Genomic DNA, 11,286 nt, shown 5'->3' with positions numbered 1-11,286 from the left:
AAGGCCGTATCGGCGGCAATGAACAGCGGCTTCGGCGCCAGCCCGCACGCCGTCTCGATACGCGCCCACAGCAGCCGCAGTGCGCGGGATTTGGCCATGGTCAGGAACTGGTCGGCATCCGCGGAGAGCCGCGCATAGACCATGCCCTGCGCGGTTTCCAGCGGAACGCCCGCGCTCTCGATCGCGCGCAGATAGGCGACGCCGCAGGCGAGCACGAAAGCAAGCTCCTGCACCTCGGAGCCGCCGGCATCGTGGATCACGCGTCCGTCGGCGGAGGCAAACGGTCCCTTGAACCCGAGCGCGGCAAGACCCTTGATCGCGCCGGTGACGGCCGGAACGATCTCCTCCCAGCTATAAGGACTGTGGCCCCACGCGGCGCCGGCCGCGAGCGGATCGAGCCCGAAGCGGATGTTGCAGGCGGCGGGATCGAGGCCGTTGCTCTTCACATATTCCGCGACATGGATCGCGGCCATCCGCGATTGCGGACCGATCTCGAGCTCGATGCCGATGCCGGCGTCGAGATGAATGTCCTTCAGGACCTTTGCGACGGCATCGGCCGTCGGTTCCAGGCCGAAACCGTGGGCGCCATTGGCTCCGGCGAACACCAGCGCGAGCCCCGTCGCGCCATTCTCCAGGTCCTGCAAGGCCTGCGCATTCGCGGCCACCGCGTCGGGATGATCGACCCGCTGCATGATCTGCCACGGCGCGGCCGCGGCCCGTCCCACCACGGGCGCAACGCCCCTGGCGCGCGGATAGAGCGGATCGATCTTGAGCCCGTCATAGGTCTTGCCGACCAGCTTCTCGAACGGCGCGCCCTTCAGCACGCCGTCGACCAGCTTGCGCCAGTCCTCGACGGTCGCCTTGGGAAAATCGGCCGCCAGCGGCAGGTCGTCAGTCACGGAGGTCATACGGCCAAGGGCTCCCAAACGGCTTGTTATTCGCAGGCGAAATTGCCACGGCGGGCCGTCCCTGCAAACGGTTGTTTTTGGTTAACCGGTATCCGGAAGCCGCTCAATGCCTTGCGTCGAGACGCTGGCAAGCCCGTCACGCACACGAATGCCCGAGATGACGCGCTCGGGTGCGATTTCGGCCAGCGGCACCAGCACGAAGGCTCGCTCGAACAGCCGCGGATGCGGCAGGGTCAGGTCGGGCTTCTGGAAGCTGACATCGTCATAGGCGATCATGTCGAGGTCGAGCGTGCGCGGCCCCCATTGCCGCTCCTTGTTCCGCGTGCGGCCGAATTTCTGCTCGACCTTCTGCATCACGAACAAGAGCGCATGCGGATCGAGGTCGGTCTCGATCTCGACGCAGGCATTGATGAAGGGATCCTGGTCCTCGTCGCCCCAGGGCGGTGTCGCATAATCCGACGAGCGTGCGATCATGGCGGCCTGCGCCATGCCGCAGATATGGGCGACCGCCTTTTTGAATGTCGTGCGGACGTCGCCGACATTGCCGCCAAGCGCGATCAGCACGCTTGCCATGTCAGGGATGCCGCGAACGCGTCAGCATGATGCCGACGTCGTCGAAGATTGCGGCGATCGGCGCGTGCGGCTTGTGCACGGTGATCTTCACCGCGCGGATGCGCGGGAAGTGCGACAGGATGGCATCGGCGACCGCGCCGGCTGCGCCTTCCAGCAGCTTGTAGTTCGTGTTCTTGAATGCGGCCGTCGTGGTTGCGACGACTTCGGCATAGGAGACGGTGTCGGCAAGCCGGTCGGTGCGCGCAGGCTCCGACAGATCGGTATAGAGTTCGAGGTCGATGACAAAGCGCTGGCCGACCTCGGTCTCGTGGTCCATGACGCCGTGGCGGGCGTGAATCGACAGGCCGGTCACGAAGATCGTGTCGGTCATTGGGTGTTCTCCGGCTTGCTCTCGATTGCGTTGGCGACCCGCAGGGCCTGCAAGGTCTCGGCGACGTCATGGGTCCGGATGATCTTTGCGCCCTTCTGCGCGGCGATCAGGTGCGCGGCGATCGAGCCGCCGAGGCGGTCCGACGGCTCCGACGGCGACACCGAGGCGATGAAGCGTTTTCGCGAGGCGCCGACCAGGATCGGCAGCCCGAACACGGAGAGCTCGCCGAGCCGCGCCAGCGCGATCATGCTCTGCTCGGCCGTCTTGCCGAAGCCGATGCCGGGATCGAGCACGATCTTTTCGCGCGCAATGCCGGCCTTCGCGGCGATGTCGAGCGAGCGCAGGAAGAATGCTTTCATGTCCACGACGATGTCGATGGCGGGATCGACGCTGTCGCGGTTGTGCATGACGATGACGGGAGCGCCCCTCGCGGCGACCAGCGGCGCCATGGCCGGGTCGCGTTGCAGGCCCCAGACGTCGTTGGCGATGGCAACGCCCTGGTCGAGCGCGAAGGCGACCACTTCGGCCTTCATGCTGTCGATCGACACCGGAACGCCGAGCGCGACGATGCCCGACAGCACCGGTTTCAGCCGGGCGAGTTCGTCCGCGGCCGTGACGGCCTTGGCGCCGGTATAGGGACGGGTGGATTCGGCGCCGATGTCGATGATGTCGACGCCGGCCTCGATCATCGCCCGCGCGCGCTTCAGCGCCTCTTCGGGGGCGATGAATTTTCCGCCGTCGGAGAACGAGTCCGGGGTGACGTTGAGCACGCCCATCACCGCCGGAACGGGCCGCTCCAGCAGTTTCCGCAACGTGTCAGCCCCGGCCGAGCCGGCCGGCGGGACGGATGAAGAGGGCGAGGCATTCATGCGGCCCGCTTTAGCGGTCGGGGAGGGGGTATTCAAGGCGGGATTGGCCTTCGTAGCCCGGATGGAGCGCAGCGAAATCCGGGACCGGCATCGCCCGGCGCTCGACCGCCCCGGATTGCGCTGCGCTCCATCCGGGCTACAGGCTGAGCTGCCTGCGAGAGGGCGATGCTCTCGCCCACACTCCGTCATTGCGAGCGCAGCGAAGCAATCCAGGCTGCCGCTGCGGAAAGACTCTGGATTGCTTCGCTGCGCTCGCAATGACGACTTGGGAGCAGCGGTGCCCTATCGGTCCAGCCTCATTCCCAGATCAATACGTAATCTTCGGCTGCAGCTTCCTGGCCTTGGCGATGATGTCGCCGACCGACTTCTCGGACGGCAGGATGCGGACGAGCTTCTTCTTCTCGTTGGCGTCCCGCATGCTCTGGGCGAGCCTTGCCGGATTCCGATATGCAAGCTCGCGCACGGTGGTGACGCCGGCGGCGCGGACGAGGCCGACCTTGGCGCGGCCCATGCCGGGGATGCGCATGTAGTCGGACACGTTGGCCCATTCCAGCAATTGCTGCTCGCTGATGCCGGTCTTGGCGGAGAGCGCCTTGCGGCCCTTCACGGTCGAGGCCGCCTCGAGCAGCGCGTCGGTCGTGCGGATTCCCTGCGCCTTCAACTTGTTGGCGGCAAAGGCAGGCATGCCCTCAATCTCGGAAATGGGATATGTCATGATACTCGATATGAAATGCGCAGGCTTCAGGCGAATTGGCTGAGGCCAGGTGTCCCCGCAATGATCTTGCCCATCTGATCCGCTCCGATTTTGTCTCGGCCGAAGCGGAAAAGTTCACGGGCAATCGTCTGAATGTCGGACATGCCAAGGCCGAGGCTCATCAGGCGCGTGCCGACCGCCATCAGGCCGCCGCCCATCAGTCGCGACAGTCCGCCGCTGCTCTTGGATGCCTCGATGGCTGCTTCTGCGCCGGGAATCTGATCGATCAGGGCCTGGACGCTGTCGGAGGGACCCTCGTTGCGGAGGAAGCCCAGGATAATGCCGACGGTCTTTTCGGCGACAGCACTATCTATGCTGGCGTTCGTCGCCAGCCGTCCGATCAGCTCGTCCATATGGCCTGCCCCTCAGCCGGTTCACATGCCGGAGTATTGTTTTCGAAAATGATCTTGAGCCGGTGTGATGTGAAATACAAGCGATGAACGCGGCCAACGTTCCGATTCATTCTCGAAGACGCGAAAAGTGTTGCAGCGATGCAAGAGCGGAGATGGAATCGGCGAAAAATTGCCGCGGTGCGAATGCCTCGTTCCTACTTTCGACTGATGTCGTGCGCATGTTTCCGACAATGCCGCATGCTCGGGGCGCGTTGAACGGTTTCAATCGGCGCACGACATGCGTTAAACTACGGAACTGGTGCATTCGAGTTTCAATACGCGAAACACGGCAGAGAGATCAGAGAGAATAATGACCGCACAGGACAGCAAGCTCGGCGACACCGGCGACAAGATCTTCGTCGGCAAGGGAGACGAGCAGGCATGGCTGACGCTGGCGCTCGCCAATCGCCACGGCCTCGTCACCGGTGCAACCGGAACCGGTAAGACGGTATCGCTGCAAGTCATGGCAGAAGGATTTGCGCGCGCCGGCGTTCCGGTCTTCGCTGCCGACATCAAGGGCGATCTTTCCGGCATCTCCGAGGTCGGCGAAGCCAAGGATTTCATCGTCAAGCGCGCCACCGAGATGGGGCTGACATTCCAGCCTGATCAGTTTTCGACGGTATTTTGGGATGTTTTCGGCGAGCAGGGCCATCCGGTGCGGGCGACGGTCACCGAGATGGGCCCGCTGCTGCTCGCGCGCATGCTCGATCTGAACGATGTCCAGGAAGGCGTGCTCAACGTCGCCTTCCGTGTCGCCGACGATGCCGGCCTGACCCTCATCGACATGAAGGATCTGCGCGCGCTGCTCGACGCCATCGTGCCGGATGCCGGCAAGAAGAGCGCGGACGCCGGGGACAGCCCGCTTGCCGACATCAAGACGGCGGCGCAGGGGTTCGGCAATGTCACCAAGGCCACGGTCGGCACCATCCAGCGCCAGCTCCTGGTGCTGGAGAACCAGGGCGCCACCAAATTTTTCGGCGAGCCCGCGCTGACATTGAAGGACTTCATGAAGACCGACCGCGACGGCCGCGGCATGGTCAACATCCTCGTCGCCGACAAGCTGCTGCAGAGTCCACGGCTTTACGCGACATTCCTGCTGTGGATGCTGTCGGAGCTGTTCGAGGAGCTGCCCGAGGCCGGCGATCTGCCGAAGCCGAAACTGGTGTTCTTCTTCGACGAGGCGCATCTGTTGTTCAACGACGCGCCGAAGGCGCTGATGGACAAGATCGAGCAGGTGGTCCGCCTGATCCGCTCCAAGGGCGTCGGCGTCTACTTCGTCACGCAAAACCCGCTCGATGTGCCCGATCGCGTGCTCGGGCAGCTCGGCAACAGGGTGCAGCATGCGCTGCGCGCCTTCACCCCGCGCGACCAGAAGGCGGTCGCGGCCGCAGCCGAGACCTTCCGGCCCAATCCGAAGCTCGATACCGCCAAGGTGATCATGGAGCTCGGCAAGGGCGAGGCGCTGGTGTCGTTCCTCGAAGGCAACGGCACGCCCGCGATGGTCGAGCGGGTGATGGTGCGGCCGCCATCGGCCCGGATCGGACCGATCACGCCGGAGGAGCGCAAGGCGATCATGGATGCGAGCCCGGTGAAGGGCAAATACGATACCGCCGTCGATGCCGAGTCCGCCTACGAGATGATCCAGAAGCGGATCGCCGGCACGGCGGCGACGGTGGATGCTCCGGCCGGCGCAGGCGGCGGCATCCTGGGCCAGATCGGCTCGATCGTCGGCACCATCTTCGGCACCAATGTCAAGCGCGGCCGCCTGTCGGCCGGCCAGGTCATTGCGCGCGACGTGACGCGATCGGTGACCAACCAGGTGATTGGCGGCATGGCCGCCAATCTCGGCAAATCGGTCGGCGGCCAGCTTGGCGGCTCGATCGGCCGCACGCTGGTCCGCGGCGCGCTCGGCGGCTTGCTGCGAAGGTAGGCAGCCAAGCTGCGTTTGAGGCACTAAGGCCTCCACAGCGTCATGGCCGGTCTTGTCCCACCTGGCGGGCGAGGCCGGCCACCACAATTTCAGGTGAGGGGGACTCTCCAAGCGTCCGGCGGTCTGCTACGTGCTATGCGTTGCTGACTGGACATAATGTGAAATCCTCGAATCTATCAGACAAGCCGGGCGTATTGCGGTCCCTCTCGCTGCGTGCGCCGCTGGACCTGCTCTTCCTGCTCTGCTGCTTCATCCTGACCGCTGACGTTCTCGGTCCGGAGATCTTCGGCCACGGCAAGACCAAGGACTACGCGCTGTGGTACTGGGCCGGGCAACAGGTACTGCACGGCGCCTCGCTCTATCCCAGCGAGCTCAATCACCAGTTCGAGTTCATCTATCCGCCGCTGCCCGCGATCCTGCTGGCGATCCCGAGCTGGTTCGGCAAGCTCACGCTGTATGCCGTCCTGTCGCTCCTGAACGTCGGGGCGTGGTGGTACACCGGCATGCTCTCCAACGCGATGACGGGATCGGGCCGCAGGCCCGGTCCCTGGCTGGAAGCGCTGCCGGCCTTGGTCACCGTGACCTTCGTGTTCGATCAGTTCGACCTCGGCCAGCCGAACCTCGTCCTGCTGGCGATGATGCTGTGGGGCTTCTGGTGCCTGCAGCATCAGCGCTCCTGGATGGCGGGCTTCATGTTCGCGCTCGCCAGCGCCATCAAGGTGTTTCCGATCGCGGTGCTGCCTTATCTGGTCTGGCGGCGGCAATGGGCCGCCGTCGCCGCCACGGTCGCCTTCACCGGCATTCTTCTCTATGTCGTGCCGGCGCCGATCCGCGGCTTCGAGCGCAACGCGGCCGAGCTCAAGACCTGGTATCAGGGCATGGTCGGCACGAGTTCGGAAAAGGGCTTTGGCCAGCGCGACGAGCAGAACTGGTCGTGGGTCAACCAGTCCATCATCGCGGTCACGCACCGTCTGGTCCGGCCCATCAACTACAATCAGGAAGATCCGAACAAGCCGCCGCGCACGATGAATGTCATCGACGTCGACTACAAGACGGCGAACTGGATCGTGCTGGCGGTATCGGCGTTGCTCGGGCTCGGCTTCGTCGCGGTCATGCCACAGCAGGCGCGGCGAACGGCGCGCTCGGATGCCGAAGAGCTCGGCATCCTGTTCTGCCTGATGACGGTGGCCTCGCCGCTTGCGCGGCAATACTACTTCATGTGGCTGTTCTTCCCGATGACGGTGCTGATGCATCGCGCCGCCTTCGACATGCGACCGAAGGTGCGGCTGGGAACCTGGCTGGCGCTGGGGGCTGCCGGCATCCTCATGCTGCTGGCGCTGCCGTGGTTTCCCAATGTCCTCCAGGCCTGGGGCAATAATCTGGTTGCGACCGCGATCCTGGCCGGCAGCCTTGCATGGCACATCCGTCATCCGCCGGTTGCGGCTGGCTCCGAGCCTGCGACGGCGCTAAAACCCGGGACCTCCTAGGACTCGAACGCAGGAAATACGATCATGGCCAATGCACAGCTTCAATCCGTGCTCGACCACATCGACAAGGATTTTGACAACAGCCTGGAACGTCTGTTCTCGCTGTTGCGGATCAAGTCGATCTCCGCGGATCCGGCCTTTGCCAACGACTGCAAGGCCGCGGCCGAGCATCTCGCCAGGGATATCGCCAGCCTCGGTGTCGCCACCGAAGTGCGCCCGACCGCCGGCCATCCCGCCATCGTCGGCAAGACCAAGGGAGACGACAAGGCGGGCGGTCGCCCGCACGTGATCTTCTACGGCCATTACGACGTGCAGCCGGTCGATCCGCTCGATCTCTGGCACCGTCCGCCGTTCGAGCCCGTGGTCACCGACCATGCCGACGGCCGCAAGATCATCGTCGCGCGCGGCGCCGAGGACGACAAGGGCCAGGTGATGACCTTCGTCGAGGCCTGCCGCGCCTGGAAGAAGGTGACGGGCTCGCTGCCGATCGACGTCACCTTCCTGATCGAAGGCGAGGAGGAGGTCGGCTCGAAGAATTTCGTGCCCTTCATCGAGGCTAACAAGGACGAGTTCAAGGCCGACTACGTGCTGGTCTGCGACACCGGCATGTGGGACCGCAACACGCCGGCGATCACGACGTCGCTGCGCGGCCTGCTCTATGAAGAGCTGAAGATCACCGCCGCCAACCGCGACCTGCATTCCGGCGTATTCGGCGGCAGCGCGATGAACCCGATCCGGGTGCTGACGAAAATTCTCGGCGGCCTGTTCGACGACGACAACCGCATCACCATCCCCGGCTTCTATGACGGGGTGAAAGATACGCCGCCTGATATCCTCGAACAGTGGAAAAAGCTCGGCTTCACGCCGGATTTCTTCCTCAAGCCGATCGGGCTGTCGATCCCGGCGGGCGAGAAGGGGCGGCTCCTGATCGAGCAGGCCTCGACGCGTCCGACCTGCGACGTCAACGGCATCTGGGGCGGCTATATCGGCGAGGGCTCCAAGACGGTGATTCCGTCGCACGCCTCGGCAAAGGTCTCGTTCCGCCTGGTCGAGGGGCAGGATCCCCAGAAGATCCGCAAGGCGTTCCGCGAGTATGTGACGGCGCGGCTTCCTGATGACTGCAAGGTCGAGTTCGGCGACCATTCCGCCGGTCCCGCCATCGCGCTCGACTGGAACATGAAGCCGCTCGCTGCCGCCAAGCAGGCGCTGACGGAAGAGTGGGGCAAGGAGACCGTGCTGATGGGCTCGGGCGCCTCGATCCCGATCGTCGCCGACTTCAAGCGCGCGCTGGGCCTCGACTCGCTGCTGGTCGGCTTTGGCCTCGACGACGACAACATCCACTCGCCGAACGAGAAGTACGACCTGCGCAGCTTCCAGAAGGGCATCCGCTCCTGGGCAAGAATCCTCGCCGCGCTGGCGGAGGTGAAGTAGGCACCGATGCCGTAGGGTGGGCAAAGGCGCAAAGCGCCGTGCCCACCATCACTCAGTGATTACGAAGGAAGAAGACGTGGGCACGCTTCGCTTTGCCCACCCTGCGAGACCTCTCCCCGTCATTGCGAGCGAAGCGAAGCAATCCAGAATCCCTCCGCGGAAACATTCTGGATTGCTTCATCGCTTCGCTCCTCGCAATGACACGCCGGCCAAAATAAAAACGCCGCCCGGAATTGGGCGGCGTTTCATTCCGAAACGTGTAGAGGGTGTTGAGACCTACCCTACACCAAATCTCGAAAATCTCAAGACCGGTAGCCCGGCAGCTCGCGGTCGAGCTTGCGCAGCAGGGGCGGCCACACCAGGTTGGTGGCGCGCAGCTCGGCGCGGTCGCGGTTGGCGAGCAGCTCGGTGTTCTTGTCGATCGCGACATCGTCCACCGGATAGACCGGCGTGCCCAGCGCGCGGGTGCGCACCTGCATCGAGCAGGCGCGCTCGAGGTGGTACATGCGCTCGAAGGCGGAGGCGACCGAGCGGCCGACCGTCAGCGTGCCGTGGTTGCGCAGCAGCATGTGGTTGTGGTCGCCGAGGTCCTTCTGGAGCCGCGGCCGCTCGTCGTGGTCGAGCGCGATGCCCTCATAGTCGTGATAGGCGAGGTCGTGGGTGACGAGCTGGGCGGTCTGGTTCAGCGGCAGCAGGCCCTCGGCGCTGCTCGACACCGCGGTGCCGTCGAGGGTGTGGAGATGCAGCACGCAGATCGCGTCCTCGCGCGCCTCGTGGATCGCCGAATGGATGGTGAAGCCGGCCGGGTTGATGCTGTACTCGCTCTCGGAGAGCTGCTGGCCGTGCAGATCGACCTTGACGAGGCTGGAGGCCGTGATCTCGTCGAACATCAGCCCGTAGGGGTTGATGAGGAAATGATGCTCGGGGCCCGGCACGCGGGCGGAGATGTGGGTGTCGACCAGATCGTCCCAGCCGTACAGCGCCACGAGGCGATAGCAGGCGGCGAGATTGACCCGTTGCTGCCACTCGGCCTCCGTCATATCAGACGGCACTTCCTTCAGGCGCGCTTCCGCTGGTGACATGGCTGATCTCTCCGAACCTCGTTGTTGCGGAGAGGGAGCCTAGTCTCGCCCAAGGGCGGCGGCAAGGCGCTGAAAGCGCGGCAGTTCAGCGTAGCCCGCATGAGCGGAAGCGATATGCGGGGCTGCCCGTAGATCCCGGATGTCGCTGGCGCTCATCCGGGCTACGAACTGCGTTTTTCTTGTGCAGGCCGGAGATCGGGACAGAAATTACGGCGCCGGGATCGAGAGCAGGCTGGAAATGCTGCTGCCGCGGATGTCGTAGACGCGGGCGAACACCACGTCGTCGCGCTTGATCTCGACCATGACAGGCGCGGTCAGGCCCTTGCAGTAGAATTCGCCGAGGGTCATGGCGAAATCGGCCGCGTTGGAATCCCAGCCGATGGTGAAGTCGGGCCCGAGCGCGACCTGTGCCGGCCGCTGCGGACCGCACACCGCGACCTTCCATTTGCGGTTGCGCGGCGGCACTTCCTGGCGCTCGACGAGCTGCTCGCGCAGCTCGTCCGAGGCCTGCTTCAGCGCAAGGCCCCAATAGTCCAGCATGAAGCGGTCGTCGGCGCCGCGCACGGTGCCGGCGATATGGTTGAAATGGGTGTATTGATAGGGATGCAGCCGGATCATCTCGGCGAGCGGGAGCGCGAGGCCGAAGCAGAAGGTGGCGAGCACGACCGGCTGCCAGGTGCGGTGATTGGCGCGCAGGCGCTCCATGGCCCAGGCGAAGGCGACGCCGCCGAGCACCGCCATCGGCGGGATCACGAAGACGAAATGGCGGATGCCGTTGTAGAGCGCCGGACGCTTCACCATCGCGATCGCGAGCGGCAGGGTCGCGGCCAGCGTGAGCATCAGCAGGATGGTCTTGCGGCGGGCCGGAACCTCGCGGCGCGGCAGCATGGCAAAGGTGCTGACCACGGCGCCGGCCATCAGCACCAGCATCACCTCGGGCAGCTGAAGCGCGAACAGCGTCGGCAGATAGGACCAGGGCATGTCGGGCACGGACACGATCGCGCCGTCGAACATTTCCTTCCACGGCTTCTCGAAGAAGTGCGAGAAATAGGTCAGCGCCTCGAAGGGATTGCCGGGTTCCATGATCGACCACGGCCAGATCAGGCCCATCACGAGATAGCCGAACACCAGGCCGGGCAGCAGCACGTAGACGACATGGGCGAAGCGGCGGGCCGCTTCGCGAACGCCCTCGGTGCGCAGCTCCTCCAGGAACAGCGGCATGAAGCCGATCATGGCGTAGACCAGCGCCAGCCCGCCGAGGACGCGGCAGCCGAGCGAGAGGCCGGCACCGAGGCCGACGATCAGGATCGTGCGCGGCGACGGCTGCGGATATTCCTCGGCGAGCCGCACGAGGCCAAGCATCAGGATGATCATGGCCACCGCGAAGGGCGCATCCTTCGGGTTCATGAACATGTGGCCGTAGAAGATCGGGCACAGCGCGAGCAGCAGCAGCGAGGCAAGACCGGCAAGCGGGCCGCCGATGCGGCGGG

At 64.8% G+C, this 11,286-nt stretch carries 11 protein-coding genes; 3 read left to right on the top strand and 8 right to left on the bottom strand.

The features are described 5' to 3' along the window. The 6 genes from PMI42_RS08640 to PMI42_RS08615 form a co-directional block, all read right to left on the bottom strand. A partial coding sequence (locus PMI42_RS08640) for a methylmalonyl-CoA mutase family protein (protein WP_008132627.1) occupies window positions 1-908 on the bottom strand: 908 nt, incomplete at its 3' end. An 81-nt stretch (window positions 909-989) separates the two neighbouring features. Further along, on the bottom strand, window positions 990-1,481 hold the full coding sequence (gene folK, locus PMI42_RS08635) for a 2-amino-4-hydroxy-6-hydroxymethyldihydropteridine diphosphokinase (protein ID WP_008132623.1): 492 nt from the start codon (window positions 1,479-1,481) through the stop codon (window positions 990-992). Between the two features lies 1 nt (window position 1,482). Beyond that, complete coding sequence (gene folB, locus PMI42_RS08630; protein ID WP_008132622.1) at window positions 1,483-1,851, bottom strand: dihydroneopterin aldolase; 369 nt, start codon at window positions 1,849-1,851, stop codon at window positions 1,483-1,485. Then, window positions 1,848-2,720 carry a dihydropteroate synthase gene (gene folP / locus PMI42_RS08625; RefSeq protein ID WP_035964942.1) on the bottom strand — a complete coding sequence of 291 codons (873 nt, stop codon included), beginning with the start codon at window positions 2,718-2,720 and terminating at the stop codon, window positions 1,848-1,850. The genes folB and folP overlap by 4 nt, the downstream gene beginning before the upstream one ends. 307 nt (window positions 2,721-3,027) lie before the next feature. After that, entirely contained in the window at window positions 3,028-3,435 is a 408-nt protein-coding gene (locus PMI42_RS08620) for a DUF4332 domain-containing protein (protein ID WP_008132619.1), read from the bottom strand. Between the two features lie 26 nt (window positions 3,436-3,461). Next, window positions 3,462-3,827 carry a hypothetical protein gene (locus PMI42_RS08615; RefSeq protein ID WP_008132617.1) on the bottom strand — a complete coding sequence of 122 codons (366 nt, stop codon included), beginning with the start codon at window positions 3,825-3,827 and terminating at the stop codon, window positions 3,462-3,464. A 349-nt stretch (window positions 3,828-4,176) separates the two neighbouring features. Between PMI42_RS08615 and PMI42_RS08610 the strand changes: the two genes are divergently transcribed. From PMI42_RS08610 to PMI42_RS08600, 3 genes are all read left to right on the top strand, one after another. Continuing rightward, window positions 4,177-5,796 (top strand): helicase HerA-like domain-containing protein, encoded by a 1,620-nt coding sequence (locus tag PMI42_RS08610; protein ID WP_008132616.1) that lies wholly within the window; start codon window positions 4,177-4,179, stop codon window positions 5,794-5,796. Window positions 5,797-5,954: 158 nt separating this feature from the next. Further along, complete coding sequence (locus PMI42_RS08605; RefSeq protein WP_008132614.1) at window positions 5,955-7,283, top strand: glycosyltransferase family 87 protein; 1,329 nt, start codon at window positions 5,955-5,957, stop codon at window positions 7,281-7,283. A 24-nt stretch (window positions 7,284-7,307) separates the two neighbouring features. Next, window positions 7,308-8,714 (top strand): M20/M25/M40 family metallo-hydrolase, encoded by a 1,407-nt coding sequence (locus PMI42_RS08600; protein ID WP_008132613.1) that lies wholly within the window; start codon window positions 7,308-7,310, stop codon window positions 8,712-8,714. Between the two features lie 302 nt (window positions 8,715-9,016). On the opposite strand, the gene PMI42_RS08595 is transcribed toward PMI42_RS08600, so the two are convergent. Both PMI42_RS08595 and PMI42_RS08590 read right to left on the bottom strand, forming a co-directional pair. Further along, window positions 9,017-9,796: a class II aldolase/adducin family protein gene (locus PMI42_RS08595; RefSeq protein ID WP_008132611.1), complete on the bottom strand. Its 780-nt coding sequence runs from the start codon at window positions 9,794-9,796 to the stop codon at window positions 9,017-9,019. Window positions 9,797-10,003: 207 nt separating this feature from the next. Further along, a partial coding sequence (locus PMI42_RS08590) for a hypothetical protein (protein WP_008132610.1) occupies window positions 10,004-11,286 on the bottom strand: 1,283 nt, incomplete at its 5' end.

The sequence above is a fragment of the Bradyrhizobium sp. YR681 genome, assembly GCF_000282615.1.
GTDB lineage: Bacteria > Pseudomonadota > Alphaproteobacteria > Rhizobiales > Xanthobacteraceae > Bradyrhizobium.
Note: the sequence above shows the minus strand (reverse complement) of the source record. Positions and strands in the feature narration are given on the sequence as shown.